The organism is Indioceanicola profundi (assembly GCF_003568845.1).
GTDB lineage: Bacteria > Pseudomonadota > Alphaproteobacteria > Azospirillales > Azospirillaceae > Indioceanicola > Indioceanicola profundi.
This window is the reverse complement of the sequence record NZ_CP030126.1, coordinates 1,783,044-1,809,878: the sequence shown is the minus strand read 5'-3', so window position 1 is coordinate 1,809,878 and position 26,835 is coordinate 1,783,044. Positions and strand designations below refer to the sequence as shown.

25 protein-coding genes and 1 tRNA gene are annotated in these 26,835 nt (G+C 65.2%); 14 read left to right on the top strand and 12 right to left on the bottom strand.

The features are described 5' to 3' along the window. Positions 1 to 65: 65 nt before the first annotated feature. Together DOL89_RS08635 and DOL89_RS08630 are read left to right on the top strand one after the other, a co-directional pair. Positions 66 to 1,097, top strand: coding sequence for an alkane 1-monooxygenase (locus DOL89_RS08635; protein WP_162937404.1), 1,032 nt, complete (start codon positions 66 to 68; stop codon positions 1,095 to 1,097). Between the two features lie 176 nt (positions 1,098 to 1,273). Next, a complete protein-coding gene (locus DOL89_RS08630) occupies positions 1,274 to 3,259 on the top strand; it encodes a S9 family peptidase (protein WP_162937403.1) in 1,986 nt (661 codons plus the stop codon). Between the two features lie 328 nt (positions 3,260 to 3,587). On the opposite strand, the gene DOL89_RS08620 is transcribed toward DOL89_RS08630, so the two are convergent. The 3 genes from DOL89_RS08620 to DOL89_RS08610 all read right to left on the bottom strand — a co-directional run bounded on the left by DOL89_RS08620 (position 3,588) and on the right by DOL89_RS08610 (position 6,337). After that, positions 3,588 to 3,899: an NfeD family protein gene (locus DOL89_RS08620; protein ID WP_225889734.1), complete on the bottom strand. Its 312-nt coding sequence runs from the start codon at positions 3,897 to 3,899 to the stop codon at positions 3,588 to 3,590. 1 nt (position 3,900) lies between these two features. Beyond that, positions 3,901 to 5,133 carry an SPFH domain-containing protein gene (locus tag DOL89_RS08615; protein WP_225889733.1) on the bottom strand — a complete coding sequence of 411 codons (1,233 nt, stop codon included), beginning with the start codon at positions 5,131 to 5,133 and terminating at the stop codon, positions 3,901 to 3,903. Between the two features lie 97 nt (positions 5,134 to 5,230). Beyond that, entirely contained in the window at positions 5,231 to 6,337 is a 1,107-nt protein-coding gene (locus tag DOL89_RS08610) for an AI-2E family transporter (protein ID WP_119678773.1), read from the bottom strand. A 143-nt stretch (positions 6,338 to 6,480) separates the two neighbouring features. Between DOL89_RS08610 and DOL89_RS08605 the strand changes: the two genes are divergently transcribed. Further along, positions 6,481 to 6,984, top strand: a complete 504-nt coding sequence (locus tag DOL89_RS08605) for a CreA family protein (RefSeq protein ID WP_119678772.1) — start codon at positions 6,481 to 6,483, stop codon at positions 6,982 to 6,984. A gap of 23 nt (positions 6,985 to 7,007) precedes the next feature. Here DOL89_RS08605 and DOL89_RS08600 read toward each other — a convergent pair whose 3' ends face one another. Together DOL89_RS08600 and DOL89_RS08595 are read right to left on the bottom strand one after the other, a co-directional pair. Next, on the bottom strand, positions 7,008 to 8,159 hold the full coding sequence (locus DOL89_RS08600; RefSeq protein ID WP_119678771.1) for an AbrB family transcriptional regulator: 1,152 nt from the start codon (positions 8,157 to 8,159) through the stop codon (positions 7,008 to 7,010). Next, positions 8,156 to 9,106 carry a M14 family metallopeptidase gene (locus DOL89_RS08595; RefSeq protein ID WP_225889732.1) on the bottom strand — a complete coding sequence of 317 codons (951 nt, stop codon included), beginning with the start codon at positions 9,104 to 9,106 and terminating at the stop codon, positions 8,156 to 8,158. Before DOL89_RS08595 ends, DOL89_RS08600 begins: the two co-directional genes overlap by 4 nt. A gap of 234 nt (positions 9,107 to 9,340) precedes the next feature. Between DOL89_RS08595 and DOL89_RS08590 the strand changes: the two genes are divergently transcribed. Beyond that, positions 9,341 to 10,210 carry an N-formylglutamate amidohydrolase gene (locus tag DOL89_RS08590; RefSeq protein ID WP_119678770.1) on the top strand — a complete coding sequence of 290 codons (870 nt, stop codon included), beginning with the start codon at positions 9,341 to 9,343 and terminating at the stop codon, positions 10,208 to 10,210. 6 nt (positions 10,211 to 10,216) lie between these two features. On the opposite strand, the gene DOL89_RS08585 is transcribed toward DOL89_RS08590, so the two are convergent. Further along, on the bottom strand, positions 10,217 to 11,047 hold the full coding sequence (locus DOL89_RS08585; protein ID WP_119678769.1) for an NAD kinase: 831 nt from the start codon (positions 11,045 to 11,047) through the stop codon (positions 10,217 to 10,219). A gap of 69 nt (positions 11,048 to 11,116) precedes the next feature. After that, on the bottom strand, positions 11,117 to 12,163 hold the full coding sequence (gene moaA, locus DOL89_RS08580) for a GTP 3',8-cyclase MoaA (protein ID WP_119678768.1): 1,047 nt from the start codon (positions 12,161 to 12,163) through the stop codon (positions 11,117 to 11,119). Between the two features lie 211 nt (positions 12,164 to 12,374). Between moaA and DOL89_RS08575 the strand changes: the two genes are divergently transcribed. The 5 genes from DOL89_RS08575 (at position 12,375) to gatB (ending at position 18,225) form a co-directional block, all read left to right on the top strand. Beyond that, positions 12,375 to 14,474 carry an AsmA family protein gene (locus DOL89_RS08575; RefSeq protein WP_119678767.1) on the top strand — a complete coding sequence of 700 codons (2,100 nt, stop codon included), beginning with the start codon at positions 12,375 to 12,377 and terminating at the stop codon, positions 14,472 to 14,474. Positions 14,475 to 14,568: 94 nt separating this feature from the next. Next, positions 14,569 to 14,844, top strand: a complete 276-nt coding sequence (locus DOL89_RS08570) for a hypothetical protein (protein WP_162937402.1) — start codon at positions 14,569 to 14,571, stop codon at positions 14,842 to 14,844. A gap of 85 nt (positions 14,845 to 14,929) precedes the next feature. After that, the gene (locus tag DOL89_RS08565) at positions 14,930 to 15,403 is read left to right on the top strand and encodes a GNAT family N-acetyltransferase (RefSeq protein ID WP_119678765.1); all 474 of its coding nucleotides are present in this window, start codon (positions 14,930 to 14,932) and stop codon (positions 15,401 to 15,403) included. Between the two features lie 98 nt (positions 15,404 to 15,501). Further along, positions 15,502 to 16,650, top strand: coding sequence for a PQQ-dependent sugar dehydrogenase (locus tag DOL89_RS08560; protein WP_119680328.1), 1,149 nt, complete (start codon positions 15,502 to 15,504; stop codon positions 16,648 to 16,650). 120 nt (positions 16,651 to 16,770) lie between these two features. Next, a complete protein-coding gene (gene gatB / locus DOL89_RS08555) occupies positions 16,771 to 18,225 on the top strand; it encodes an Asp-tRNA(Asn)/Glu-tRNA(Gln) amidotransferase subunit GatB (protein ID WP_119678764.1) in 1,455 nt (484 codons plus the stop codon). Between the two features lie 84 nt (positions 18,226 to 18,309). Here the strand turns inward: gatB and DOL89_RS08550 are convergent, their stop codons facing one another. Continuing rightward, on the bottom strand, positions 18,310 to 18,966 hold the full coding sequence (locus tag DOL89_RS08550) for a DUF3313 family protein (protein ID WP_119678763.1): 657 nt from the start codon (positions 18,964 to 18,966) through the stop codon (positions 18,310 to 18,312). Between the two features lie 219 nt (positions 18,967 to 19,185). On the opposite strand from DOL89_RS08550, the gene DOL89_RS08545 reads away from it, so the two are divergent. Then, a tRNA-Ser gene (locus tag DOL89_RS08545) sits at positions 19,186 to 19,277 on the top strand. Positions 19,278 to 19,439: 162 nt separating this feature from the next. Here the strand turns inward: DOL89_RS08545 and DOL89_RS08540 are convergent. Beyond that, positions 19,440 to 20,093 (bottom strand): helix-turn-helix domain-containing protein, encoded by a 654-nt coding sequence (locus tag DOL89_RS08540; protein ID WP_119678762.1) that lies wholly within the window; start codon positions 20,091 to 20,093, stop codon positions 19,440 to 19,442. Positions 20,094 to 20,312: 219 nt separating this feature from the next. Between DOL89_RS08540 and DOL89_RS08535 the strand changes: the two genes are divergently transcribed. From DOL89_RS08535 to DOL89_RS08525, 3 genes are all read left to right on the top strand, one after another. After that, positions 20,313 to 21,368: a DMT family transporter gene (locus DOL89_RS08535; protein WP_225889731.1), complete on the top strand. Its 1,056-nt coding sequence runs from the start codon at positions 20,313 to 20,315 to the stop codon at positions 21,366 to 21,368. A gap of 15 nt (positions 21,369 to 21,383) precedes the next feature. Continuing rightward, positions 21,384 to 22,136: a DUF6065 family protein gene (locus tag DOL89_RS08530; RefSeq protein WP_119678760.1), complete on the top strand. Its 753-nt coding sequence runs from the start codon at positions 21,384 to 21,386 to the stop codon at positions 22,134 to 22,136. A 66-nt stretch (positions 22,137 to 22,202) separates the two neighbouring features. Further along, complete coding sequence (locus DOL89_RS08525; RefSeq protein ID WP_119678759.1) at positions 22,203 to 22,661, top strand: DUF2934 domain-containing protein; 459 nt, start codon at positions 22,203 to 22,205, stop codon at positions 22,659 to 22,661. 20 nt (positions 22,662 to 22,681) lie between these two features. Here DOL89_RS08525 and DOL89_RS08520 read toward each other — a convergent pair whose 3' ends face one another. From DOL89_RS08520 to DOL89_RS08510, 3 genes are all read right to left on the bottom strand, one after another. Further along, positions 22,682 to 22,912 (bottom strand): hypothetical protein, encoded by a 231-nt coding sequence (locus DOL89_RS08520; RefSeq protein WP_119678758.1) that lies wholly within the window; start codon positions 22,910 to 22,912, stop codon positions 22,682 to 22,684. 234 nt (positions 22,913 to 23,146) lie between these two features. Next, positions 23,147 to 23,815 carry a haloacid dehalogenase type II gene (locus tag DOL89_RS08515; protein ID WP_119678757.1) on the bottom strand — a complete coding sequence of 223 codons (669 nt, stop codon included), beginning with the start codon at positions 23,813 to 23,815 and terminating at the stop codon, positions 23,147 to 23,149. 84 nt (positions 23,816 to 23,899) lie between these two features. Continuing rightward, entirely contained in the window at positions 23,900 to 25,870 is a 1,971-nt protein-coding gene (locus DOL89_RS08510; RefSeq protein WP_225889730.1) for a lytic transglycosylase domain-containing protein, read from the bottom strand. Positions 25,871 to 25,957: 87 nt separating this feature from the next. On the opposite strand from DOL89_RS08510, the gene dapA reads away from it, so the two are divergent. Continuing rightward, on the top strand, positions 25,958 to 26,833 hold the full coding sequence (gene dapA, locus DOL89_RS08505; protein WP_119678755.1) for a 4-hydroxy-tetrahydrodipicolinate synthase: 876 nt from the start codon (positions 25,958 to 25,960) through the stop codon (positions 26,831 to 26,833). Positions 26,834 to 26,835 lie beyond the last annotated feature (2 nt).

The window sequence follows — 26,835 nt, the reverse complement described above, 5'->3', positions numbered from 1 at the left end:
TGCCCATTCCCGACCTACGGCAGCATTCCCGGAAATGCTCGGGAACAGAGCTGCCGGAGGGGGGAATGGCGACGGTGATGCATGTGCTGGCGGCCTTTGCCGTACCAGCCGCGGCTTTCCTGGGCCTATGGCTGGGCGGATGGTGGGTGCTTCTGCCCTTCGCCTGGTTCGGCGGTTTCGCCGCCCTGTTCGATGCCCTTCTGCCGGAGGACCGGCGAATGGACGTGCCGCCCGGCGGGATCGGGGATGGGCGCGTGGTATGGTTCGTCCTTCCCGTCCTGGCCGCCCTGCTGGCATTTGCGCTGCACCTGATCGCCTCGGGCCATCTTGCAGGCTGGGAGGTGCCGGCGGCGGCGCTGGGAGTGGGGCTGGTCAATGGCAGTGTCGGACTGACCGCCTCCCATGAGTTGATCCACCGGCGCTATGCGGCGGAGCGCGGGCTGGGCGTGGCGCTGGCCGCCCTGGTGCTGAACGGGCATTTCCGGATCGAGCATGTCCATGGTCATCACCGCACCGTCGGCACCCCCGACGACCCAACCACGGCCCGGCTTGGGGAGTCCTTCTGGGCCTACAGCCCGCGCGCCTTTTTCGGCGGCATCGCCGAGGCGTGGCGGCTTGAGCGGGAGCGGCTGCAGCGTCGGCACATTCCCGTGCTGGGGCCGCGCAACCGGATGTTCCACTACGCCGCGATCCAGGCGGCGCTGCTGGTCGCGGCTTTCCTCTGGGCCGGCTGGGCAGGTATCGGCTTCTTCCTGATCCAGGCGGTCGTGGCGATCCAGCTTCTGATGGCCACCGGCTATATCGAGCATTATGGGCTGCAACGCCATCCCAACGCCCGCGGCGGGTATGAGCGCGTGGCGGCGCAGCATAGCTGGAACTCCGCCCACCGGATGACGAACTGGACCAGCTTCAATCTCGGCCTCCATGCCGAGCATCACCGCTGGCCGGGCAAGGAATATCCGGAGCTGGTGGATGACGGCGACGCCATGCGCATGCCCTTCGGCTATGCCACCATGGTGACTCTGGCCCTGGTGCCCCCGCTGTGGTTCCGCATCATGGACCCGAAGGTGAAGGCGGCGACGGCTGGGGCAGGATGAGGGGGGAGTGGCAGGGGGCGTTCTATCGGCTGCCGCCGCCTCGCCAACGATGGACCGGTTGCGTCTTCGGGAGCGGGACCACCGGTCGGGTTCGGCTGGATTAAGGCCGGCGACCTGCTACCCTTTCCGTTCAGGGCCGGACAGGCCGACAGAAACGGATGGAGCTGGAACAGGACATGCTTCGCTTGAACACAGTGCTGCGCGCCGGCGTCTGCGCGCTCGCCATTGCCGCATTCGCGCCGGCCTTCACCGGCACCGCTTCCGCCCAGCAGGTGGAGCGGGTGGAGAAGGGTAATCTGGTGCTGGAGAACGTGCCGGCGGCGGACCCGGAGCTTGCGGACAAGTTCCGCGCCTACCTGAACGCCCGATCCGCGGGGTTCGCCGGCTGGACGGCGGATGGCAGCGGCATCCTGATCACCACCCGGTTCGGCGAGGTCAATCAGCTCCATCTGGTGCGCCAGCCGATGGGCGCTCGCGAGCAGATCACCTTTGCCGAGGAGCCGATCACCAACGGCGAGTTCCGCCCGGTCGCCGGATCTAACGAGCTGATCTATGTCTGGGACAAGGGCGGATCGGAATACTACCAGCTCTTCCACCTGGACCTGGATAGCGGCGACAGCCGGATGCTGACCGACGGCAAGTCGCGCAACCAGTCCTTCCTCTGGTCCCACAAGGGCGACCGCATCGCCTTCACCAGCACCCGGCGCAACGACCGCGATACGGACGTCTATGTGGCCGCCCCCGAGCAGGTGGCATCGGCCAGGCCGGTGGCGGAAATGGAGGGGTCCTACAGCCCCATCGCCTTCTCTCAGGACGATTCCAGGCTGCTGATCGGGCAGTACATTTCCGTCACCCGCTCCTTCCTTTATATAGCAGACCTGAAGGCCGGCACGGTCACGAAGCTGCGGCCGGAGCTGGACAATGTCTCGCAATCCGCCGTCGGGTTTACGCCGGATGGAAAGGGCGTCTTCATCCTGTCCGACGAGGCGGGCGAGTTCCGCCGGCTCGGCGTGCTGGACATCGCCGGAGGCGGGGTGCGCTGGGTCAGCGAGGATATTCCCTGGGATGTGGAGGATGTCACCCTTTCCAAGGACGGCAGCACCATCGCCTACGCCTTCAATGAGGGCGGCTGGTCGTCCATCCGGCTGCTCGACACCGCCAGCCTGCAGCATAAGCCGGCGCCAGACCTGCCGAAGGGCGTGGTGGGCTCCATGGGCTTCAGCCCCGATGGCAAGCGCCTCGCCATCAGCATCAGCCAGCCCACCGCCCCCGGCGACGTGTTCGTGGCCGACATCGCGAGCGGCGAGGTGAAGCAGTGGACGAAGAGCGAGGTCGGCGGCCTGAACACCGAAACCTTCGCCACGGCGGAGCTGATCGAATACCCCACCTTCGACCAGGTGGACGGCAAGCCCCGGATGATCCCGTCCTTCCTCTATACGCCCAGGAATGCGCAGGGGAAGCTACCGGTCATCATCTCCATCCATGGCGGGCCGGAGGCGCAAAGCCGGCCAAGCTTCAGCTCCACCTACCAGTTCTGGGCCAATGAGCTGGGTGCTGCCGTGCTGGTGCCGAATGTCCGCGGCTCCACCGGCTACGGCAAGACCTATGTGACGCTCGACAATGGCTTCAAGCGGGAGGATTCGGTCAAGGACATCGGGGCCCTGATCGACTGGGTCGCGACGCAGCCGAACCTGGACAAGGACCGCATCGCCCTGGTCGGCGGGTCCTATGGCGGCTACATGGTGCTGGCCGGCATGACCCACTACAATGACCGGCTGGCCGGGGCGGTGGACATCGTCGGCATCTCCAACTTCGTGACCTTCCTTGAGAGCACGAAGGAATATCGCCGCGACCTTCGCCGCCCGGAATACGGGGATGAGCGGGACCCGGCGATGCGGGAGCATCTGCTGAAGATTTCCCCGCTGACCAACGCCCACAAGATCACCAAGCCCATGCTGATCGTGCAGGGCGCCAACGACCCCCGGGTGCCCCGCAGCGAGGCGGAACAGATCCTGGCCCAGATCCGCGCCAATGGCGGCGATGCCTGGTACGTGCTGGCCATGGATGAGGGGCACGGCTTCCGGAAGAAAGCCAACCAGTTCGAGGATCAGATGGCCCGCGCCATGTTCCTGCGGAAGATTCTCGGGCAGGCGACGAACTGAGGATAATGGTTCGCTGTAGGATCGCCCCGGCCGAACTGCCGGGGCGGTTTTCATGGCGGCACAACTCGACCTGCGCTCCCCAAGGGCACAAACTCAGGAGCTGCAGGGTCGGGAAGCAGTTCTTCGTCTACATTCTCCACGGAAAAACGACTGAGGAAATGGGAACGAGCGTGGAAGCTGCGCCTGATTGAGGAGCATAATCCGCAGTGGCTGGACCTGTATGAGACCCTGAACGCCTAGGAACATCAGGCACGCCGGATTTCGAATCCTCTCCTGCATGCCAATGCGTCCGGCACCAGTTACAAGCAGCCTCTACCGACAAAACCTCTCACGCGCTCCGCTGCACCTCGGACGGCTCCACCATCAGCAGCGGACCGTCCGCTCCGGTGATGCGGACGGTGCTGCCGGCGGGGAGATCGGGGCCGGTGACGGACCAGAGGGTGTCGCCCAGGAAGGCGCGGCCCCGGCCATTGACGATGGCACTTTCCAGGACGGCGATCTTGCCCCTGTACTGATCGGCCCGGCGGTTCAGGTAGGGCTCATCCGTTTCCGCCGGCGGCTTGCGCGGCGCCAGCTTGGCGAAGGCGACGAAGGCAATGGACAGTACGGCGAAAACGCCGAACTGCCACTGCCAGGACATGTCAGGCATCATAAGCAGCGCCAGTCCGGTGGCTCCCGCCGCCAGTCCCAGCCAGATCAGGGCTGCGCCCGGAACGAACATCTCCACCAGCGCCAGGATCACGGCACCGACCCACCAGTGCCAGAAGGCGATATCGAGCGGCTCCATGGGGGCTCCTTCCGAAAGTCCGGCGGTCAGCGGTCTGCAGCGGGCAGGTCGGGCAGCGAGTCATCATCCCCAGCGGCGGCCCAGGGGACGGGGCCGGGGCCGGCGGTTGCGGACGGGGCCGCGGGGCGCCTGAAGGCGGGGTGCCGCCCGAACCGCTTCCACCCGATCCGCCGCCGGACGGGAAGGCGTCGCGCGCGATCTCCGCGATGCCGCCCAGCGCACCGATGATGCTGCTGGATTCCATCGGCATGAAGAGAATCTTCTGGTTGGGGCTCTTGGCGAACTCGGCCATGGTCTCGACATAGCGCTGGGCCACGAAGTAGTTGATGGCCTGCACATTGCCCCCGGCGATGGCGTCGGACACCATGCGGGTCGCCGCGGCTTCCGCCTCCGCCTCGCGCTCGCGGGCCTCGGCATCGCGGAATGAGGCTTCGCGCCGGCCCTCCGCCTCCAGGATGGCGGCCCGCTTCTCGCCCTCCGCCTTCAGGATGGCTGCCTGCCGCAGCCCCTCCGCTTCCAGGATCACGGCGCGGCGGTCACGCTCCGCCTTCATCTGGCGGGCCATGCTGTCCACCAGGTCACGCGGCGGCTGGATGTCGCGGATTTCGATGCGGGTGACCTTCACGCCCCAGGGCTGGGTCGCATCGTCCACCACATGCAGAAGCTGGGTGTTGATCTTGTCCCGCTGGGACAGGAGCTCATCCAGGTCCATGGAGCCCATGACTGTGCGGACGTTGGTCATGGTCAGGTTCAGGATGGCGAGTTGAAGCTGGTTCACCTCATAAGCGGCCCGGGCGGCGTCCAGCACCTGGAAGAAGACCACGCCGTCGACGGTCACCATGGCGTTGTCCTTGGTGATGACCTCCTGGCTCGGCACGTCCAGCACGGTTTCCATCATGTTCAACCTGGCGCCGATCCTGTCGACCACCGGTACGATGAAATGCAGCCCCGGCCGGAGGGTGTGGGTATACCGGCCGAACCTCTCCACCGTGTATTCCCGGCCCTGTGGAACCGTCTTGACCCCCAACAGCAGCAGGACCACCGCGAAAACCGCGATGGCAACCACAAACATGCTGAACGGCTCCATTCCCCTCTCCCTGATCGATAACAAGCATACCTCTATCAGATATAGGGTATGCACGACGGAAGCGGGAGATGATCCTCAACCGAAAGGATGAATTTCTTCAGCCCATCAAGGCGCCCAGCGTCCGCAACTGCGGGGTGGCGTCGCAGAGAATCTTGAACACCGCCAGGATCGGCACTGCCAGCAGCGCGCCGGGAACGCCCCACAGCCAGCCCCAGAACAGCACCGTGCTGAAAACGAAGATCGGATTCAGCGTCAGGCGCTTGCCGATCACAGTGGGCGTGATGAAGTTCCCCTCGAATGCGGTCAGCAACATGAAGCCCAGCGGCGGGGCAAGCATCCGCACCCAGTCGTCGAAGGTCAGCAGGCAGACCACGGCCAGGATCAGGGCCGTGCAGGCCGATCCCAGATAGGGGATGAAGTTCAGCAGGCCGGCTACCATCCCCCACAACAGCGGGTTCGGCACGTCCATCAGCCAGAACATGCCGGCGGCAACAATCCCCAGGCACAGATTGATGCCCGTTACGGTCAGCAGATAGGTGGAGATGTTGATCTGCACCGTGTTGACGATATCCACCAGATGCAGCCGGTCCTGAACATTGGGCAGGGAGCGGATCACGCTTTCCAGCGTATGGCGGCCGAAGGCCAGAAAGAAGAAGGTCAGGGCGATCACCAGCAATGTCTGGGCGATCACCATCTGGGTCTGGGTCAGGATTTCATCAGCCAGATTCGGTCCCTGGACCACCACCTCCGTCGGCTGTTCGTCAGCCCCCGTCATCTGCTGCAGTTGCTGGGTCGCCTCACGGGCCTGGGCAAGTCCCTGTTGCAGATCCTTGAGCTTTTCGCCCAATTCCGCCAGCACCGTCGGCGCACGCTCGACCCATTGTACGGCAGGTTCAGCTACGGCGGCCACGCCGGCCCCGACGGCGCCGATCAGACCCAGCATCACCAGCACAGCCGCCACCGGCTCGGCCAGCTTCAGACGGTGCAGCGCCTTCACCGGACCGCGGAGTAGAAGGCTTAGCAGAAACGCCAGGAACACGGGCAGCAGGACATCCTGGGCGAAGTACAGCGTGTACATCACCGCTAGGCCGACGAGGATCAGGAGACAGATTTTCTGCACCTTGGCCGGATCATGGGGGGCCAAGTGCTTCTGCTCCTCCTTCGCCTCGGCGAAGGTCCGCTCCACTGCAGTGCGCTCGGCCATTCCTCGTTTTCTTCCTGTCGCGGTTCGAACAGAAAACAGCAAGGGGGCGTGTTTGTTCGGGAGCGGCGGGCAGGGGACGCTTGCAGCCTGTGCCGGAAAGAGCCAGCTAAGCATCAGGACAACATGTTCTTCGGGATAGTCTCATGCACCTCGTCAAGACGGCCGCCGCCCTTGTCTCCGCCTGCCTGCTGGCATTCTCAGCGGCAGTGCCTGCCGCCGCACAGGAGGAGGTCGGGGAGTTCAGCAACGACTGGACCGGAAACGAACTCAAGGTCATCGCCATGGAGGACCCGGAGGTGGACGGCGTTACCTGCCACATCGTCCATTTCGACCGGTCGGTGATCGATCGGCTGCGCAAGGGCAACTGGTTCGAGGACCCGTCGAACGCCTCCATCGCCTGCCGTCAGACCGGTCCGATCGTCATCGGCGACATAGAGACGGGCAAGAGCGGAGAGGAGGTGTTCTCCGAGCGCAAGAGTCTGGTCTTCAAGGCCCTGGCCGTGCGCCGGATCTATGACAAGACCAACGACACGCTGGTTTATGTGATCTACAGCCGCCAAGTGACCGAAGCCTCGGCCAAGATGGCGATTTCCAGCGTTCCGCTCTTCGCCGCTCAGCCAACCTGGAAGAACGGCAAGCCGAGCTGACGCCGCCGACCGGTTCGCCGCCTTCACCCCTTGTCCCGTCCGCGCGCTTCCGCCTTCAGCCGTTGCGCGCGCCGGTGCCACAGGCGGAAAGCGGCGGGAGCCAGGATCACCACCAGGATGATGCGCACGATGTGGTGGGTAGCGACGAAGGCCGGGTCGGCCTGGAGAGACAGCGCCACAAGGCTCATTTCCGCCAACCCGCCCGGCGCATAGGCCAGGATCAGCGCGGCGAGGTCCAGTCCCGTCGCCGTATGGACAAGGAAGGCCACGGCAACAGTCACCGTCAGCAGCACCAGCGTCAGCCCCGCCGCGACCAGCGCCGTGCGCAGAATCCGGCCGAGCGCCAGCCCGGCGAAGCGGCAGCCGATGGCCGCCCCCACCACCACCTGCGCCGAGGCGACGACCAGACCCGGCGGCTTGCCGGCCGTGAGGCCGGAAAGGTGGATGGCCGCGCTCAACAGCATCGGTCCGACCAGCAGTCCGGCCGGAATCCCCAACCTCTGCGCCACCGGCGCGCCGATGACGCCGCAGGCGGCCAGCAGCAGCCAGTCGGCCGGAGGCAGCGCTCCCAGAGCCGGTCCCAGGCTGTTCAGGCTCCAGTCCCGCGCCTGCGTCTCGAACCCTGGCAGGTGCTGGAAGGCAATGGGGACCAGCAGAACCACCATCAGGATGCGAAGGGAATGGTTCAGGGCGATGGTCCGGTCGTCCCCGCCCATGGCGCCCCCCATCAGCACCATCTCGTTGAAGCCGCCCGGCATGGCGGCGAAGTAGGAGGTCACCGGGTCGTAGCGGGCCACCAGCCGCAGATAGGCCAGCCCCACCAGGGCCGCCACCGCCACATAGACCAGCAGTCCGGCAAGGCTGAGCTGCCACTCGCCCAGACGGCCGAGCAGCTCCGGCGTGAAGGAGCTGCCCAGCATGATGCCGAGTATGGCAACCATGGATGCCCGCAGCTTCTTCGGGACCGATACGGGCAGGCCCGCCATCGCGGCCGCGGTGGTGAACACCATGGAGCCGATCATGAAGGCCAGCGGCACATGCAGCTTGAAGAACAGCACGCCGCCGGCCGTGCCCAATCCCAGCGCAAGCGCCAGTCCCCGCCAGTCCACCCGGCGGCGCCATGAAGTTCTGGAAGGCTGCTGTGCGGGGGCGGAGCCGGTATCCCGCGGGCTCATGCCACGATCCGGCCCAGCCGGACCGCCGTCTGCCCCGGCTTCAACCGGCGGCACGGCATGATCAGCAGGCAGTCGTCATGCGGCGTGCGGACTTCCCGCGCGCCATCGATGGCGATCAGGGTTCCCGCGTGCGGTATCAGTTCCATGCCGTCATAAGGCTCCACGAACTCGAATCGGTCGGTATCGACCGTCACGGCGTCGGTGATCTCCACCACCCGCGGCGGCGGCGCAGGCGGCAGGGCGGAGAGGTAGTGTTCGGCATCCACAGGGGCGATGGTCCCGGCCGCCAGCAGGAAGCGCAGGGCGGTCTCCATCGCCACCTCATCGGTTCCGGCCTGCCAATGTTGTCCGCACTCCGCCAGGATAGCCGCGGCGGTGCCGTCCGGCGCTGAAAAGCGGTCATGGTCGATCAGCCGCTTGCCCGCGGCATGCCCGCCATCGGCAATGATCCATCCGGGGAAACCGACCCTGAACGCAAGCTCGCGTCCGCGCGCGGAACTGCCGCACAGCATCAGCGGCGCGGTTCGGTTCTGCATGGAGTGGATGTCCAGCAGCAGATCGGCGGTTTCGAATACCGGCCACAGCTCCCGCGCCCGCCGCAGCTCCACGCTTTCACGGGCGCCTTCCAGGGCGTCAGTGCCCCAGACGCGATTCATGTCCTCCTCCACGAACCGGGATGCCGTGGGGATGGACGGATCGAAGGAAAGATATGCGGCGACGTTGCTGAAGGCGAAAGTCAGCCGGCCGCGCCGGGGCCGCAGCCCGCCCCGCAGGAAGCGGTCCAGCACAATGGCCCCGCACAGCTCGTTTCCATGCATCAGGGCGTTCAGCACCACATGCGGGCCGGGCATGCCGGCCTCAAAGCTTGTGACATAACGCACGCCGATATTGCCGACCCGGTGATCGGCGATGTCAGGGGCAATCAGCTCTACGGGATCGGAGCCCAATCCACCGGTCCTTTCCTCACGCCGTATGCGAATTCCGCAGCCATCCTGCGCGGCGGCGGCAGGATGCCGCGCAGCATGGTTTTTGTCGACGGCTGCCGCGCCGGCTTGTATACGGTTTTGTGATGGAACGATAAACGGTCAGTGACGACGGTTCCGGTTTGGGCCGATGAACGCTCGACCAGGAGAGGAAGCGCTGCCGGAGTTCGCCGGCCGACTTGGCGGAGCAGCGAGCCTATGAGTTTGGTGATCGACGACGTCCTGATCCGACATGATCCAGTCGGTGAGCCGGTGCCGGTTGTTTTGGACAGCCCCCACAGCGGCACCAAATATCCCCCCGAATTCGACTTCATCTGTCCGCTGGCCCTTTTGCGGCAGGCGGAGGACACGCATGTGGACGAGCTGTTCGGGCTGGCGCCGGACCACGGCGCCGCTCTGCTCTGCGCGCTCTTTCCCCGCAGCTTCCTCGATGTGAACAGGGCCGAGGACGATATTGATCCCGCCTTGCTGGCCGATCCCTTTCCGGGCCGTCTGAACCCGTCGGAGAAAAGCCGGCTGGGCATGGGGCTGGTCCGCACGCTCTGCCGGCCGGGCATGCCGATGTATGACGGTAAGCTCACCTCCGCCCAGGTCGCGGCGCGGATTGAACGCTACTGGCGTCCTTACCATGAGGAACTGGCCGGCATGATCTCCCGCGTGCGGGACCGGTTCGGCGTGGTCTGGCATCTGGACTGCCACTCCATGCCCTGCCTGTCCGGCCCCGGCGACTGGCCGGAGCACCGGGTGGATTTCGTGCTGGGCGACCGTGACGGCACCACTTGCGACCCGCACTTCACCCGCTTCGTAGCGGAACAGCTCCGCTCCATGGGCTACCGGGTGAAGCTGAACGACCCCTACAAGGGGGTGGAGCTGGTACGCCGCTACTCCAACCCGGCGGAGGGAATGCACAGTCTCCAGGTCGAAGTCTGCCGCCGGCTCTACATGGATGAGGAGACGCTGGAGAAGCACGACGGTTTCGAGCCCTTGCGCCGGAACCTGACCGAACTGGTGCGGCGCATCGGCATCTATGCGCGGGAAAGGGTGCTGAGCCGGGCCGCCGCGGAGTAGGCGCGGCTACGGCGCGAACTGCTCCTTCAATATCCGCTCCTCCAGGTTCATCTCCGGATCGAACAGGATGGTGGAGCAGATATTGCGGTCTTCGAACACCTCCACCCTCAGCACGTCGCGGACTTCGGTGAAGTCGGCGACGGCGCTGACCGGGCGCTTTGCCGGTTCCTGGACTTCAAAGACGATGCGCGCGGCATGCGGGAGCAGGGCTCCGCGCCAACGACGCGGCCGGAAGGCGCTGATCGGGGTAAGGGCCAGAATTCCCGCCCCCAGCGGCAGGATCGGCCCGTGGGCGGAGAGGTTATAGGCCGTACTGCCGGCCGGGGTGGAGACCAGGGCCCCGTCGCAGGTCAATTCCGGCAGCCGCACCACCCCGTCCACGCTGATGCGCAGCTTCGCCGCCTGTCGGGTCTGGCGCAGCAGGGACACCTCGTTGAAGGCCAGCCCTTCATGCACCCCGTGCTGGGTCGTGGCCATCATCCGCAGGGGATTGAGGCAGACGCGCTGCGCCCGGGCGATCCGGTCGATCAGCCCTTCCTCGCTGAATTCGTTCAGCAGAAAGCCGACACTGCCGCGGTTCATGCCGTAGACCGGCCGCATGTGGGGAAGATGCCGGTGCAGCGTCTCCAGCAGGAACCCGTCGCCTCCGAGCGCTACGATCACGTCGGCCTGATCCGGCTCCACCCCGTGGTAGCGCCGTTCCAGCCGGGTCCTTGCCGTCCGGGCGTCCACCGCGTCGGAGGAAACGAAAGCGAGCGCCGGCCGGTCGGCCCAGCGGGTCGGCTGAGGCTCCGGGGCGGGCGGCGGGCTGCCCAATGGCGTGTTGCGGTCCGGCATGGAACGGAACTCTAGCCGAAGCGGGGGAGGCGGGATATGGGGCGTTTGGGCGGGGATGGTCCGCCCGGATCAGCCGCCTGTCACGCTCATATGCCGGCCCACGGCAGGTCCCTTGCGGGCGCGGTCGATGATGAAGTCGTGGCCCTTCGGCTTGCGGCCGATGGCTTCCTCGATGGCTTGGATCAGCTGCGCGTCGTCCCCACTGGCGCGGAGCGGGGCCCGCAGGTCGGCCGCATCCTCCTGGCCCAGGCACATGAACATGGTGCCGGTGCAGGTCACGCGCACCCGGTTGCAGCTTTCGCAGAAATTATGGGTCAGCGGCGTGATGAAGCCGATTCGGCGGCCGGTCTCCTCGACCCGCGCGTACCGGGCCGGGCCGCCGGTGCGGTAGTCGGTCTCCCGCAGGGTCCATCGGCTCTCCAGATCGCGGCGCAGCTCGCCCAGGGAATAGAACTGGTCGGCACGTGTCTCCGCCCCGCCATTTCCGTCGATGTCGCCCAGCGGCATGACCTCGATGAAGGTCAGGTCGAATCCCTGTTGGCCGCACCACGCGACCATGTCATGAATTTCCCCGTCATTGACGCCCTTCAGCGCAACGGCGTTGATCTTGACTTCCAGGCCCGCCCGCTTCGCCGCTTCCAGCCCGTCCAGCACCTGGGGCAGGCGGCCCCAGCGGGTGACCTCGGCGAACTTGGCCGGGTCCAGGGTATCGATGCTGACATTGATCCGGCGGACACCGGCCGCGCGGAGCTCATCCGCATATTTGGCGAGTTGGCTGCCATTGGTGGTCAGGGTCAGCTCATCCAGGTCGCCGGTCTTCAGGTGCCGGCCCAGTGAGCGGATCAGGGTCATGATGTCCCGCCGTACCAGCGGCTCCCCTCCCGTCAGGCGGAGCTTGCGTGTGCCCATCCGGACAAAGGCGCTGCACAGCCGGTCCAGCTCCTCCAGGCTCAGAATCTCCGCCTTCGGCAGGAAGGACATATGCTCCGACATGCAGTAGACGCAGCGGAAGTCGCAACGGTCGGTGACCGAAACGCGGACATAGGTGATGGCCCGGCCGAACGGGTCGATCAGGGGCTTCGTCGGGGCCAGAACGCTGCCGTCGGCACTCGCCATGCATCCTCCTCGCAGGTGGGCCGTGGCGGACCCGCCTTGTCACAGCACTCCGGCCAGCGGCGCAGAGGGCAATATATCAACGGATATAGCGCCTTTCCGGCCGGGGTTCCAGACGGGTATGCGCCATGCGCGCCGGCCTTTCAGGCTTGCCTTCCAGCGCCGATAGGACGACCTATCCCGGTGCAGCAAACCGGAAAGGCTCCGATCCGCTATGAAAAAGCTTCTGATCGCCCTCCTGGCCATCGTTGTCATCCTGGTTGCAGCCGTCGTGCTGCTGCCGTTCCTGATCCCGACGGAAACCATCGTCGCGCGGGTGGAACAGCAGGTGCGCGAAATGACGGGACGGGAGCTGACCATCGCCGGACCGGTGGATGTCTCCGTCATCCCGAATCTTTCAGTGAATGCGGAGAATGTCCGGTTCCAGGGGTTCGAGGGGGGCGAGGATCTGCTGGCGCTGGAGGCGCTGGAACTACGCCTTGCCTTGTGGCCGCTGATCTCCGGAAACGTCCAGGTCGATCGGTTCGTGCTTATGCGGCCGCAGATCAATCTGGTGAAGGACGCCCAAGGTCAAGCGAACTGGGACGTCATGCCCCAGCAGGCGGAGCCGCAGCAGGAAGGCGGAACCACCCTGTCTGAACTCCAACTCGGCGATGTGGAGATCGTGGACGGGCGGGTCAGCTACACCGACAAAGCCAGCGGGATGAGCCGCACGGCGGAGGACGTGGATGTGGTCCTGTCGCTGGAAAGTCTGGCCGAGCCGTTGCAGGCGACGGCTTCGCTGCGGCTCGACGGACGTCCGGTGGAGCTGGAGGCGAATGTCGCCCCGGCCTCCGTCCTGATGCAGGGCGGCGAAGCGGCATTGCGGACGGCGTTGCGGGCAAGCGGGGCCAACCTGTCCCTGGATGGCAAGCTGAACATGCCGGCGCAGGGGCAGACAGCATCCCCCGCAGTGGCCGGGGGGCTGAACCTCGCCATCGAAAGCCTGCCCGCCTTGATGGAGTGGGCGACGGGAACCGCTCCCGGTGCGCTGCCCGTGGAAACGTTGGCGCTTACGGGCCGGCTGCAGGCCGGAACCGAGCAGGTGGCCTTGTCGGGAATGGAGTTGAAGGCGGACGATATCACCGCCACGGGTGACCTTGCTGTCGCGCTGGGTGGAGCGCGGCCGGCGGCGAAGGGGCAGATTTCCGTCTCCCGCCTCGATCTGGACAAGTTCCTGCCGCCTCCGGCCACGGAAGAACAGCAAGCCGCACCGGCAAGCGATCAGCCGGCAACCGACGAAGGATGGAGCCGGGAGCCCATAGACCTTTCCGCCCTGCACAGCGCCGATGCCGACCTGGACATCAGTCTGGCGGGAATTATCCTGTCCGGCGTGGAGATTTCAGCCACCACGCTGGGCATCGACCTGGAGAACGGGCGGCTCGCGGCCAATCTGGGCGAGACGGGAATCTTCGGCGGCACGGTTCAGGGTGCGGCGACGGTGAACGCCCGGAACCAGACGCCCGGCTTCCAGGCCAAGGCCCAGGTGAACGGCGTGCAGGCGGAGCCTCTGCTGACGCGGTTCGCCGGTTTCCAGCGTCTGACCGGCGCAACGGAGGCCAGCCTTGACGTGACGACCATCGGCGCCAGCATCTACGATATAATGGCCGGGCTGAATGGTCAGGCGCAACTGCTGTTCCGCGACGGCGCCATCAAGGGAATCAACATCGCCGAGCTGGTTCGTACCGTGACCGGAGGCGGCAACTCCGGCGCACCGCAGCAGACCGACTTCGCCGAGCTGGGCGCCAGTGTCGCCATCGCCGACGGCATTGCCCGTACAGACGATCTGCGCCTGCTGGCCCCGCTGCTTCGCATTGCCGGGAAGGGTCAGGTGATGCTGCCGGAGCGGCAGGTGGACATGCGCATCGTACCCAGCTTGGTCGCCAGCATCGAAGGGCAGGGCACCGGTGCGACCGACCGCTCCGGCCTGTCGGTGCCAGTGCTGGTGCAGGGCAGTTTCAGCGATCTCAGCTTCAAGCCAGATCTGGCGGGCGTGGCGACGGAAGCACTGCGCGATCCCGCCAAGGTCAAGGAGACCATCGAGAAGCTGAAGGATGCACCGGAGGCGCTCCGCGAGGGGCTGGGAGGAGCACTGGGCAATGTGCTGCAAGGCCAGCAGGGACAGCAGCAGCCAACAGGTACCGAGACCCAGCAGCCGGCAGCCCCGAAGCCGGAGGACGCCGTACGTGGCCTGCTTCAGGGCGTGCTGGGCGGACGGCAGCAGCAGCCCCCGGCCGAGCAGCCTACCCCCGCCGAACCAGAGGGAAACCAATAGCGGACATCGAAAGGTATAATACTTTTGGTGATTCCGGCATCGCGGATCGGATATATTCAACTCTCTGCAAAAGCGCGGTCAGGGAGAGTCGGATATGCCATCGGTTGCGGCGTTCGTTCGAAAAGTTTCCTCAAGCCCATTGGTCAATCTGGTGGTCGCCAGCGCCCTTGTCGCGACATCCTTGATGGAGCTGGAAGAGGTGCTGGTCAGCGATGTCGAACGGATCGAGGGCGCACACGGGATGCTGTTGTTCGGCGTGCTGCACCTGCTGAAAACGCTGCCGGACCTTCTGGAAGCCGTCAGCAAGGGGCAGGAGGGGCTGAAGAAGGCCAAGGAAGCCGTCGGGCTTCCGGGCGGCGAACAGGCCTGAACACCCGGCCCGGCCTCATCCTCGCTACGCCCTGACGGGGAGCCGTGCTATGGGGCGGTGGAATTCACACCGCCCAGGACCTGTCATGCCGATTTCCCTCGATCTTGCCCCTGGCCTGAAGGCGCACTGGCTCAGCTTCGACGAGATGAGCGCCGCGGAGCTTTACGATGTCCTGGCCTTCCGCCAGAACGTCTTCATCGTCGAGCAGGCCTCCGCCTACCAGGATCTGGACGGCAAAGACCAGTCCTGCAGCCATCTGCTTGTGCATGACAGCGGCGGCGCGCTGGCCGGTTATCTGCGCGCGCGCGGAACGGTTGGCGGGACGCCGGCCTTCATCGGCCGTATCGTGATCGGCCCCGCCCGCCGCGGTACCGGTCTGGGCCGCGCACTGGTGGCGGAAGGGCTCCGCTTCATGGCGGAGCACCATCCCGGCCAGGATATCGAGATCGGCGCGCAGAGCCATCTCCAGCGCTTCTATGCGGGGTTCGGCTTCGTCCGCGAGGGTGAGGAATATGATGACGGCGGCATTCCGCACGTCACCATGTGGAAGCGTCACTAGCCCATCCTCTCCAGCCCTTAGGGCCAGTCGCATCTTCACAGATCGCACCCGGCATCCTATTTCCCCGTCAATGGTTTGATCGGAATGGAGATATGGTGATGCGGGTTCTGGCTTCGGTGATGGTATCGGCCCTGGCGCTGACGGCGGGTCTGGCTGCGGCCAATGCGGCTCCGCCGGAATTCCAGACCCTGCCGAAGCCGGAGGCGAGTCCCGCGCTGGCGGTCACCACCGTGGCGGAGGGGCTGGACCATCCCTGGGACATCGCCTTCATGCCGGATGGCCGCATTCTGGTCACGGAGCGCACCGGGAATCTGCGGGTCATCAAGGATGGCAAGCTGCTCGAACAGCCGATTCAGGGTCTGCCGGAAATCGAGGAGGTCGGGCAGGGCGGTCTGCTGTCCGTCAAGCCGCACCCGGATTATGCGCAGAACCGGCTGGTCTATCTGACCTATGCGGAGAAGGACCCGGAGAAGGCCGGGCATCGCACCGTCGTCGCCCGCTTCAAGGATCAAGGGGACCGCTTCACCGATGGAGAGGTGATCTTCCGCGGCACGACGGTGGCGTCCCGCCATCACTTCGGCTCCCGCATGGCTTTCGGACCCGACGGAAAGCTCTATTTCACCATCGGCGAGCGCGGCCAGCAGGACCGCGCCCAGGACCCGTCCGACCCGTCGGGCGCTGTGCTGCGCATCAATGACGATGGCTCCATCCCGGACGACAATCCATTCGTCGGCCGCGACGGCTATCATCCGGCCGTCTTCACCATCGGCAACCGCAATCCCCAGGGGCTGGCGTTCGAGCCCGGCACGGGGACCCTCTGGGCCAGCGAGCATGGGCCGCAGGGCGGCGACGAGGTGAACATCATCCGCCCCGGCGTGAATTATGGCTGGCCGGTCATCACCTATGGCGTCACCTACGGCATGGGGCTGAAGATCGGCGAGGGGACGGAGAAGGAGGGCATGGTCCAGCCGGAGATGTATTTCGTCCCCTCGCTGGCGGTGAACGACATCACCTTCGTCCAGGGGGACAGCTTCCCCGGCCTGCAGGGCGACATCGTGATGGCGCTGCTCGCCGGCGGCCTCGTCCATCTGGATGTGGAGGACGGGAAAATCGTGGCCGGGCAGCGGCTGCTGGAGGATGAGCTGGGCCGTACCCGCGATGTCGTCCAGGGACCCGACGGCGCCCTTTATGCCCTGATTGACGATCCGGCTCCGGATGGGAAGCTGGTCCGGATCGAGCGGCAGTAACCGGGGCTTGGCGTCGGCGCCTGCGATCCGGACCGGCGCCGACCCGTTCCCCCCTTGCCCTTTCCGGCGAATCCGGCCAAAACCGGCGGGTGGATTTCCGCATTTGTGAGTGCGAGCGACATGGCTTATCGGATCGAAGGCGAGACGGGCGAGTGGGAAGTGGTGATCGGGCTGGAGGTGCACGCCCAGGTCATCTCCAACGCCAAGCTGTTCAGCGGGGCGGCAACCGCCTTCGGGGCGGCGCCCAACAGCCAGGTCAGCTTCGTGGATGCCGGCTTCCCCGGCATGCTGCCGGTGATCAACGAGTTCTGCGTGGAGCAGGCGGTGAAGACCGGCCTGGGGCTGAAGGCGCAGATCAATCTGCGCTCCGTCTTCGACCGCAAGAACTACTTCTATGCGGACCTGCCCTCCGGCTACCAGATCAGCCAGTACAAACAGCCCATCGTAGGCGAGGGCACGATCATTCTCGATCTCCCCGACGGGGAAAGCCGGGAAGTCGGGATCGAGCGGCTCCACCTTGAGGTAGATGCCGGCAAGTCGCTGCATGACCAGCACCCGACCAAGACCTATGTGGATCTGAACCGGGCCGGCGTCGCGCTGATGGAGATCGTCTCCAGGCCCGACATGCGCTCCCCGGAAGAGGCGGCAGCCTACCTGCGTAAGCTGCGCACCATCCTGCGCTATCTCGGCACCTGCGACGGCAACATGGAGGAGGGCTCCATGCGCTGCGACGTCAATGTGTCGGTACGCAAGCCGGGCGCGCCCTACGGCACCCGGACGGAGACGAAGAACGTCAACTCCATCCGCTACGTCCAGCAGGCCATCGAGTACGAGGCCAAGCGCCAGGTCGAGGTGCTGGAGGAGGGCGGGGAGATCGTGCAGGAGACCCGCCTGTACGACCCCAACAAGGGCGTCACCCGCTCCATGCGCTCCAAAGAAGAGGCGCACGATTATCGCTACTTCCCCGATCCCGACCTGCTTCCGCTGGTGCTCGAGCAAGGCTGGGTGGAGCAGGTGAAGCAGACCCTGCCGGAACTGCCGGACGACAAGAAGGCCCGGTTCATGTCCGAGTACGGGCTGAACGCCTATGATGCCGGTGTCCTGGTCGCGGAACGGGCGCGGGCCGACTTCTATGAGGAGGTGGCACGCGGTCGAGACGGCAAGATGGCGGCGAACTATGTCATCGGCGATCTGCTGGGCGCGTTGAACAAGACCGGCCGCGATATCACCGAGTCGCCGATTTCGGCGGAGGACCTCGGCGGGCTGATCGATCTGGTCACGGACAACACCATTTCTGGCCGCATCGCCAAGGATGTCTTCGCCGAAATGCTGGAGACCGGCGAGAAGCCGGCTGTGATCGTGGAGAAGAAGGGCCTGCGTCAGGTCACCGATACCGGGGCCATCGACAAGGCCATCGAAGACGTCATGGCCGCCAACCAGGACAAGGTGGCGGAGTACCGGTCGGGCAAGGAGAAGCTGTTCGGCTTCTTCGTCGGGCAGGTGATGCGCGCCACTCAGGGCAAGGCCAACCCGGCCCTGGTCAACGACATCCTGAAGCAGAAGCTTCAGGGCTGATTGCTGCAGACACGAAAACCCCCGCTGGAGGCGCCTCCCGCGGGGGTTTTTCTTTTGCTGGGCGGCTTCTCTGAAAAGCCCGGCTCAGCTTGCCGATCCGGCATTGAACAGGCCGGCGATCCGTTCGGACCAGCGGCTGACGAACCTGTCGGCATCGCCGAATTCCGTACGCACATTCAGATTGCTGGTCAGGGGCAGCCCGGTATCAGCGTCGGCGATCACGGCAAGAACCTCACCGCTCGCCGAATCGCGCACGACAGCCTGGAATGCGGCCCCGCCGATACCATAGCTGTGGGTGATGAAGCCGCCCGGCCGGCGGCGAGGATCGAGCGGGTTGTTGGGCGTGAACTCGGTCACGGTGACCTCGACGACCGCGACGCCCGGACCCGCGCTGTCGGCCGTACGGCCGGACCCGAAGGCGCGGTTCAACTTCTCGGAGAACTCCTCCTTCGCGTGCCTTACGGTACGGTCGTCCAGGACGAGATCGTCACGGTCGCGCTGGATGGCGACTTCGACCGGTGCGATCACCACCTGGCGGTAGCTGGCCAGATCGGCTCCTGGGCGAACGAAAAGCTGATCGAACGTACCATGATCGACCGGAGCAAGTTTGGCCGCCTGGGCCAGCGTTTCCGGCGCGGGAGTTTCGGGCGAGGTTTCCGCCTGTGCGGCAACGCCAAGGGAAAGGGCAAGCGCCGTGGCCGCAGCGGCAGTGAGAAGTCGGGGCGCGTACTTCCGGATCATCAGAATCTCCTGCTCATATCGGGAGCCGATAACCTATTCCTCTGACAGATTGTGGCATTTTGACGTAAAGAAAAGGGCCGCATGAACGGCACTCCACGCCGTTGCGGTCTACAGCAGCACTTTCCCGCCGGAAGCTGTGGCAGAATGATTGACAAGACCTCGCCGGCCCCTTAAACACCGGGGCCTGTCGCCGGTGTACATGTCCTCCGGCGACGCGCCGGAGGGGTGGCCGAGTGGCTGAAGGCGGCGGTTTGCTAAACCGTTATACGGGTAAAACCGTATCGTGGGTTCGAATCCCATCCCCTCCGCCAGTTCCAAGCATTTTCTGCTTACCAGAAGCCGGGCAATGCCCGGCTTTTTGCGTTCAGCAGCCGGATCGTGTACAGCCCGGCAAAAATAAACGGCCCGCCGGGAAAGGCGGGCCGTCCAGTCACTCTCACAGGTCTTGGCCGGTAGGTAGAGCCTTCTGAGGCTCAGCTCTTCTCGCGAGCGGCACGTACGATGTCCGACGGGTCCCAGACAGCATTGCGCCGCCGCCGGGCCGAGTTCATCGGCATTTCGATGTTCGTGGCCTTCGGTGGGCGACCGCGGCGCTTCGGCGTCGGCGTCTCGACCATGGCCGGAGCGCGCTCTGCCTGGGCGGGGGTGGTCACGCCGGCGATCAGGGGTTCCCGGGTTTCCTCATCGGGCTCAGCCATCACGCCGGGCGTGACGGAGCGAAGAAGGGAAGCAATGGCATCGGCCACGAGGGGCGGAGCGGTCTTCCAGGCGCGCAGTACATCCAACTCCCGGCGGGAGATGACGGGAGACTGCTCGTCCGCCGCACCGCTGCGGGCGTCTGCCGCACTGCTCGATCCGGGAAGATCCAACCCATCAAAGAAAAAGGTCAGCGGAACATCCAGTATCTCTGCCAGCCTGAACAGCTTGCCCACAGACACGCGATTCGATCCGCGCTCATATTTCTGCACTTGCTGGAACGTGATGCCGAGTGTTCTGGCAAGGTCCGACTGCGACATTCCAAGAAGTCCACGACGCAGCCGGATACGGCCTGCGACATGGTTCTCGATGTTTGACTCGATTACGGCAACCTCGGCGTTCTTGCTTCTTCTCGGCATAATGTTCTCCAACCCTGTGAGCCGCTTGGCGGCGCGGTAGTATCCGGCCCTGTCGGTGCGCTAGAGTATGCCTGACCGAGGTTTATGACAACCACCGCGCGTTACCGCATTGCCGGGGCGTCAGATTGCGTTCGGCGCACGCATACGATCGTGTGCTATACTTATCAGAAGTGACACATATCCGCGCATTCGTAAAGTTCTGTATTGTGATCGGACAGTCCGTGTACAGGAATGGCCCGGAAAACCGCCAAGCGGGACGGTAGGGTTCCCACCTTCAGAAAGTGCAGTGCCATTTTGCCGACAGAATCTCCACAGACACCGCTTGGATTTTCAGCACGCATGCCAAAGAAGCAAACCGATGCTGTTCAACATCTTCATATCAGCAACACCGACCTTACAGCGCTGGCCGTTCTGACGCTCGGCATTGTTGGAATCGCATGGGCGCCGATTTTCTTCAGGTTGAGTGAAGCGGGGCCGGTCGCCACAGCTTTCTGGCGTGTAACATTGGCGGTTCCCTTGCTCTATGCTTGGTGGCGGCTGGATTCGGCACGTCCGGGAAGAGGGGAGCGGCAACCCTCCACCTGGCGCGATAGAATGCAACTTGTCGCTGCCGGGGCTTTCTTCGCCGGTGATCTTGCCTTCTGGCATTGGTCGCTGACCTGGACCACGGTGGCCAATGCAACCCTGTTCGCCAATGCGGCCCCCCTGTTCGTGACCCTGGCGGGCTGGCTGCTGCTGGGGCAGCGGTTTCGCCCGCTGTTCCTTGCCGGGCTGGCGGTTGCGGTCGTCGGCGCCGGCATTCTGATGGGCGCCAGCGTGCGACTCGGACCCGATCATCTGGTGGGAGATCTGCTGGGACTCGTCACCGCCATGTTCCTGGCGGGATATCTGTTGGTCGTGGAACGGTTGCGCACTCGCTTCACCACCGCCACGATCATGCTGTGGAGCGCACTGAGCGGCACCGTCCCACTGCTTCTCCTGGCCATTCTGGCGGGCGACAAGCTCCTGCCGGAGAGTTGGTACGGGTGGGCGGTGCTGCTCGGTCTGGCGGCTGTCAGCCATGCTGGCGGGCAGAGCCTGATCGCCCAGGCCATGGCGCGACTGCCTGCCGCCTTTACGGCGGTGTCCCTTTTGCTTCAGCCTGTGCTTGCGGCCCTCTTCGCCTGGGCCGTGCTGGCGGAACCGGTTCTGGCCCAGCAGGCGCTTGGCGGGTTGGTGATTCTCGGCGGAATTGTACTGGCCCGTCGTGGAAGCAGGAAGGTTGCCGATGCCGAGCGGGAATCTTGAGAGGGAACGCACATCTTGAAGCTGATCTGCCATCCCGTGCCAGGCTTCGATCCGGTGATCCGGCCGGCGCCCTTGCAACGGGCCTGGATGGATGCCACGCCGGACCGGTTCGCCTATCGCTGCCTTCCGCTGAATATTGCAAACGCCCATGGGTGGGAGGTGCTCTGTCCGGCGGACTTCAGCGCCTATTGGGACGGGAAGGGAACGAAGGAGGCGATCCGGATCGTTTCCGACGCCCATCCCAGTCTGCTGCCCGTCAGTCACTTCGGCGCGGGCGTTCTGACCTTCCATGTGAACTGTCTGCTGCGCACGGAGCCAGGGATCAATCTCTGGGTGGGCGGCCCGCCGAACGCCCCGAAACACGGGATATATCCCCTGACCGGGGTGATCGAGACGGACTGGGCTCCCTACAGCTTCACCATGAACTGGAAGTTCACCCGCCCCCGGACGCGCGTGAAGTTCAAGAAGGGGGAGCCGTTCTGCTTCTTCTTCCCGCTGAACCGCGACATGGTCGAAGCGGTCGAGCCCGTGATCGTATCGCTTTCGGCCGATCCGGAATTCGCGGCCCAGCATGAGGCATGGTCCAAGGGGCGCGCCACCTTCATCGAGGAACTACCGAAGGAGGGATCATCCGCCCGGGCGGAGGGTTGGCAAAAGGCCTATTTCCGCGGCAAGCTACCTGACGGTACGCCTGCTCCGGCCGAGCACAGGACGAAGCTGGCGCTGAAGCCCTTCCGCCCGGCTGACGGCACCGGAAGTGGGGAGTAGCGGACGGGGAACACCACCCCCCATCCATCCGTTGTGGTCCCAGCCAAAAGGGAGGCGAGGTCTGGCATGAGCGATCTGGACGAACAAATCCGGCAGAGAGCGTACGACATCTGGCAGCGCGAGGGCTGCCCTGAGGGTCGCCATCATGAGCATTGGCTCCAGGCCTGCCGCGAAGTGATGGCTGAAACAGGCGCCGCCCCGTCAGAGGCGCCGGAACCGCCGCCCGACGTTGTGGCGTCGGAAAAGGCCGCTGCAAAGAAGCCGCGCGGTCGCAAGGCCGCCGCTTCGGAAGAGGCCGGAGATGCCGCCCCCGCCGCTGCAGCACCGGAGGAACCTGCAGTAAAGCCGAAGGGGAAGGGGGGCCGGAAGTCGGCCGCCATGGATACCCCCGCGCCGGAGGCAGCCGCGGCCGACAAACCGAAGCGGAAGACCGCAGCCGCGACCGACGGAAAGAAAGCCGGCGCGACAGGTGCGAAGGCCGCGTCCGGTGAGACCGGAAGGGGCCGGCGCAAGCAGGAGGCCTGAGCCCGCCGCCGAGGCGCAGCTCAGGCGGCGTTCTCGACCAGGACCAGGGAGGCCGGGATCACCCCACCGATCGCTCCGAACGCCTTGCGCTCATTGTGGAGGGCCTCCAGCAATTCGCTCAGGCTCTCCTCGATGAATCCGGGCCCGTGGCGATTCAGCTCCGCCTGGGTCAGCGCGATGAACGCATCCAGAAGGCGGGCATGTACATGGCAGGAGTGACGAATTTCAGATTCGATCGCAAAACCCCGCATGGATACGGTCCCCGGTTCGAAGGTTGATTGGCGAAAGCCCCTACCAGAAGCAGCACTATCTACACGCCGGGCCAGTTAATGACTGGTAAAGGCGGGTTGCAGGAAATACTCCTCTTAAGCGCTACTGCTTTTCTGCAACACATCACTGCCCCAAAAGAGTGTGAAACGGGCATGGCGCGGCCTAACCCGTCGGCGCTGGTTGAATCTAAAGTGTTAAATCTTCGGAGCGTGGCGCTACAGGCTGCCCAGCCAACCGGCAAGCCCGCCAAGGTCTTTCAGCTCAATTTCAGGCCTGGCCGGCAATCTTTCCGGCGGCGCTCCCGCACGGTTCACCCACGCGACATGGAAGCCGAAGGCAGCTGCCCCGCCGGCATCCCAGCCGTTGGAAGAAACAAAGGCGACCTCGGCAGGCTCTACGCCGAAGTGGTCGCAGGCCAGACGGTAAACGTCGGGGTGTGGCTTGTAGAGCCCTGCGACCTGAACCGACAGGACGCCATCCAGTAGTCCGTCCAGGCCTGCGCTTTCCAAGCCTGCGCTCAGCATGTCCGGATCGCCATTGGACAGGATCGCCGTCGAGATACCGAGATCGCGCACCGCTTGCACCGCGGCCGCGGCTTCGGGAAACGGGTCGAGCCGGTCATAGAGGGCCATCAGCCGGGATTTCAGGTCCGGATCCTGCAGCCCGGTGGCATCAAGCGTGAATTCCAGAGCCTCGAGCGTCACCTGACGGAAGCTTGCGTGGCGGCCCATCAGACTGCGCAGCCACGTGTACTCCAGCTGCTTGCGTCGCCACAGGTCGGAGACAGTGCTGACCTTGTCTCCAAGCTCCGCCGCGCAGCGCGCAGTGGCGGAGGTGAAATCCAACAAGGTGCCATAGGCGTCGAAAGCGACGAGCCTGATCATGGGCGTCCTCCGTTGCATGGTCTCCGGCCGCGCGACGGTGCTGTCGCGCGGCTTTTGATTACACAACGGAGAAACAGGCGGCAGTTACCCGTTCCCACCTGATCCCCGGTTCAGATCCTGGCTGATCGGCACGCGCTTCTGGTCCAGCCGTACACGGTAGACCTGAAGGTTTTCCATGACCCGCTGCACATAGTTCCGGGTTTCGTAGTAGGGCATCAATTCGATCCAGTCGATCACGTCGGTGCTCTGGCTGCGGGGATCGCCAATTTCCTTCAGCCAGCTCGCGACGCGCCCCTGGCCCGCATTGTAGGAGGCGATGGCCAGCACGTACGACCCGCCGAACCGGTCCAGCAGCCCCTGCAGATAGATGGTGCCCAGGCGGACATTATGGTCCGGGTCGGCAGTCAGTTTCTCAGCGCTGTGCTTGATGCCGCTCTGCCGGGCGATGTGCTGGCCGGTTGCCGGCATGATCTGCATCAGGCCGCGGGCGCTGGCGCTGCTCACCGCCTCCGTGTCGAAGCTGCTTTCCTGCCGGATCAGGGCATGGACCAGCGCCACTTCCGGTGAACCGGCTGGAAGCCTCTTCTCCAGCACCGGATAGCCGTCCTCGAGGATCAGCACGCCGTCCTGTGCCGCCTGACGCGCGGTGAAGACGGCGAGGTCCCTGCGGTCGAGCTCGACCGCCAGCTTGGCGAGAGGCTGATACTGTTCCGCCGTCTTGGCGTTGCTCATCAGCCGTCGCATGAACAGCTCGAACAGCCTGCCTTCCCGACCCTCGATCCGATGCAGAAGCCGGACCAGCCGCACCAGCTCCGACTGGCTATAGCTGGTGATGACGGCCTTCTCGAGCGTGATATCGGCGACGCCCTCGCCGGGCGTGCGGCCAGCCTTCTCTCCCGCCAATTGGCCGTAGAAGGTGGAAGGATACGATGCCGCCGTCTCATACCAGGTCCGGGTGCGCTGCGCGTCTCCCGCCGCCTCAGCCGCGCGGCCGGCCCAATAGGCCCCGCGCGACCGGCTGATGGGAGAGCTGACGCCGCGGTACAGCTTCTCGAAATGGGCCAGGGCGCGATCCGGCTTGTTCAGGAAGCGCAGGGACAGCCAGCCCGCCAGGAATTCCGCCTGGGCGAAGGCGATGCCGCTCTCCGCACCCGGCGCCGACGCCAGCTCATAGGCCTTGGCCCACTTCCCCTTCTCGATCAGGCGGCGGGCCAGGATGTTGCGCTCGGTCCACCAAGCCTCCGGCCTGCCCAGGTTCTTCGGCGCCTTCGCCAGCAGTTCCAGCGCGCCATCGGTCAGGTCCTTCTTGCGCCGCCAGCGGACGCGCTCATACACCAGACCGGGGTCGTCCAGCAGGTTCGAGGGAACCCGGCGAAGGGCGCCGTCCACGCCGCCCTCCATGTTCATCAGCGCAATTCGCGCCAGCGCCACATGCTGCCTGCCCTTGTCCACCAGGGACAGGTTGCGCTTGGCGCCGGCGGCGTCGCCGTCCCAGAGCAGCCGGTCGATCCGTGCCCAATGGTCGGACGGACGCAGAAGACTGTTGAAGCGCTTGCGGAAGTCACGCTCCTCCACCGCCCCGAGGGAGCCGTTCACATAATGGCGACGAACCAGCGCAATGGCGTCATCGCTGCGCCGAAGCTCCATCAGCGCGTCTACCTGCCGGGTGAAGCCGATGGTGCTAACGGGCGCGTACTGTTCAAACCAGGCGACGACCTCCTTGGGCGGAAGCCCGGCAGGCATCGCCCGTTCCGCATTCCGGCGCAGGGCGATCTGGTTCGGCCAGTCGGGATTCCCGCGGATGAAGTCGCGCAACTCCTCCCACCCGGCGCTGGCGGTATTGCCGGAAAGCTCCATCCAGAGGATGACCTTGGCCGGAAGTTCCGTCCTGGCCCGGTTGGCGAGACGGCGGGCCTCCACCAGGTTTCCACGCTCGGCCGCCTTGAAGGCTTCCCGATAGATCTGCACATCCTGCGCGGTTATGGCCTCCGCCGCCGCGATGGCGGGGCTGCCGAGGGTGAGCGCGAGAAGAATAACGGATGCAATGCGCCGCAAGGGAGCCCTCATGCTGCCGTACTTGTTTCGGATAGGGTGGATCGTTAAGGTTCGCGGCTTCACGCCGCAAGGCCCAGGGAGGTCGGAATGTTCAGGGGCTCGATCGCCGCACTCATCACGCCGTTCCGCGACGGCAAGGTGGATGAGCGGGCGTTCCAGGATTTCGTCGAGTGGCAGATCACCGAGGGCACACACGGCGTCGTGCCCGTGGGCACGACGGGCGAGTCCCCCACGCTGTCCCATGAGGAGCATCGGCTCATCGTGGCGCTCACGGTGGAGGTTGCCAAGGGCCGCGTGCCCGTCATCGCCGGCACCGGTTCCAACTCCACGGAGGAGGCCATCGGCCTGACCCGCTATGCCAAGCAGGTCGGCGCCGACGGAGCGCTGGTGGTCACGCCCTACTACAACAAGCCCAGTCAGGAAGGTCTGTACCAGCATTACAAGGCGATCCATGACGCGGTCGACCTTCCCATCATCATCTACAACATCCCCGGCCGCAGCGTCGTGGACATGAGCGTCCAGACCATGGCGCGGCTTGCCAAGCTGCCGAACATCGTCGGCGTCAAGGACGCCACGGCGGACCTGGTCCGGCCGTTGCGCACCCGTACCGAAATCGGACCCGATTTCGTGCAGCTCTCCGGCGAGGATGCCACAGCCACGGCCTTTCTGGCACAGGGGGGAGTGGGGTGCATCTCCGTCACCGCCAACGTGGCACCCCGTCTGTGCTCCCGCATGCAGGATGCCTGGACCGAGGGCGATCTGGCGGAGATGGCCCGCATCCGCGACCTTCTGATGCCGCTGCATAATGCCCTCTTCGCGGAGACCAGCCCCGCCCCGGTGAAGTATGCGGCCAGCCTGCTCGGCAAGTCCACGGACGAAGTCCGGCTGCCGCTGGTGCCCTGCACAGACGCCACCCGAGTCCTGGTCCGTGAGGCCATGATGAAGGCTGGATTGTTAAGCTGATA

Bases quoted from the DNA above. Each gene is read 5' to 3' on its own strand.
- DOL89_RS08635 (WP_162937404.1), top strand. From the start codon at position 66: ATGGCGACGGTGATGCATGTGCTGGCGGCCTTTGCCGTACCAGCCGCG.
- DOL89_RS08630 (WP_162937403.1), top strand. From the start codon at position 1,274: ATGCTTCGCTTGAACACAGTGCTGCGCGCCGGCGTCTGCGCGCTCGCC.
- DOL89_RS08620 (WP_225889734.1), bottom strand. From the start codon at position 3,899: ATGTCCTGGCAGTGGCAGTTCGGCGTTTTCGCCGTACTGTCCATTGCC.
- DOL89_RS08615 (WP_225889733.1), bottom strand. From the start codon at position 5,133: ATGGAGCCGTTCAGCATGTTTGTGGTTGCCATCGCGGTTTTCGCGGTG.
- DOL89_RS08610 (WP_119678773.1), bottom strand. From the start codon at position 6,337: ATGGCCGAGCGCACTGCAGTGGAGCGGACCTTCGCCGAGGCGAAGGAG.
- DOL89_RS08605 (WP_119678772.1), top strand. From the start codon at position 6,481: ATGCACCTCGTCAAGACGGCCGCCGCCCTTGTCTCCGCCTGCCTGCTG.
- DOL89_RS08600 (WP_119678771.1), bottom strand. From the start codon at position 8,159: ATGAGCCCGCGGGATACCGGCTCCGCCCCCGCACAGCAGCCTTCCAGA.
- DOL89_RS08590 (WP_119678770.1), top strand. From the start codon at position 9,341: ATGAGTTTGGTGATCGACGACGTCCTGATCCGACATGATCCAGTCGGT.
- DOL89_RS08585 (WP_119678769.1), bottom strand. From the start codon at position 11,047: ATGCCGGACCGCAACACGCCATTGGGCAGCCCGCCGCCCGCCCCGGAG.
- moaA (WP_119678768.1), bottom strand. From the start codon at position 12,163: ATGGCGAGTGCCGACGGCAGCGTTCTGGCCCCGACGAAGCCCCTGATC.
- DOL89_RS08575 (WP_119678767.1), top strand. From the start codon at position 12,375: ATGAAAAAGCTTCTGATCGCCCTCCTGGCCATCGTTGTCATCCTGGTT.
- DOL89_RS08570 (WP_162937402.1), top strand. From the start codon at position 14,569: ATGCCATCGGTTGCGGCGTTCGTTCGAAAAGTTTCCTCAAGCCCATTG.
- DOL89_RS08565 (WP_119678765.1), top strand. From the start codon at position 14,930: ATGCCGATTTCCCTCGATCTTGCCCCTGGCCTGAAGGCGCACTGGCTC.
- DOL89_RS08560 (WP_119680328.1), top strand. From the start codon at position 15,502: ATGCGGGTTCTGGCTTCGGTGATGGTATCGGCCCTGGCGCTGACGGCG.
- gatB (WP_119678764.1), top strand. From the start codon at position 16,771: ATGGCTTATCGGATCGAAGGCGAGACGGGCGAGTGGGAAGTGGTGATC.
- DOL89_RS08550 (WP_119678763.1), bottom strand. From the start codon at position 18,966: ATGATCCGGAAGTACGCGCCCCGACTTCTCACTGCCGCTGCGGCCACG.
- DOL89_RS08535 (WP_225889731.1), top strand. From the start codon at position 20,313: ATGGCCCGGAAAACCGCCAAGCGGGACGGTAGGGTTCCCACCTTCAGA.
- DOL89_RS08525 (WP_119678759.1), top strand. From the start codon at position 22,203: ATGAGCGATCTGGACGAACAAATCCGGCAGAGAGCGTACGACATCTGG.
- DOL89_RS08520 (WP_119678758.1), bottom strand. From the start codon at position 22,912: ATGCGGGGTTTTGCGATCGAATCTGAAATTCGTCACTCCTGCCATGTA.
- DOL89_RS08515 (WP_119678757.1), bottom strand. From the start codon at position 23,815: ATGATCAGGCTCGTCGCTTTCGACGCCTATGGCACCTTGTTGGATTTC.
- dapA (WP_119678755.1), top strand. From the start codon at position 25,958: ATGTTCAGGGGCTCGATCGCCGCACTCATCACGCCGTTCCGCGACGGC.